The sequence below is a fragment of the Caballeronia sp. AZ10_KS36 genome (assembly GCF_023631105.1).
In the GTDB taxonomy this organism is placed as follows: Bacteria; Pseudomonadota; Gammaproteobacteria; order Burkholderiales; family Burkholderiaceae; genus Caballeronia.
Genome location: NZ_JALQDQ010000081.1, coordinates 1 through 299 on the forward strand (window position 1 = coordinate 1; position 299 = coordinate 299).

The window sequence follows — 299 nt, forward strand, 5'->3', positions numbered from 1 at the left end:
GCCCAGGTGGCGGAATTGGTAGACGCACTAGGTTCAGGTCCTAGCGGTGGCAACACCGTGGAGGTTCGAGTCCTCTCTTGGGCACCAGATGTCAGGAAACGCCACCTTCGGGTGGCGTTTTCTTTTTATGCGGAGACCGTGTTTTTCGGCTCCTGCCAGTCGTGAAGCGCAGTTGACACGGCTCGGCTTCCCGCTAGAATAGCGGGCTTGCTGTACCCCTTGGCCCAGGTGGCGGAATTGGTAGACGCACTAGGTTCAGGTCCTAGCGGTGGCAACACCGTGGAGGTTCGAGTCCTCTC

Annotated in this window: 1 tRNA gene; it reads left to right on the forward strand. The window is 59.2% G+C overall.

Annotated elements, in window-relative coordinates:
* Positions 1–87 (forward strand) — tRNA-Leu (locus tag NCR35_RS29810).
* The last annotated feature ends 212 nt before the right edge of the window (positions 88–299 follow it).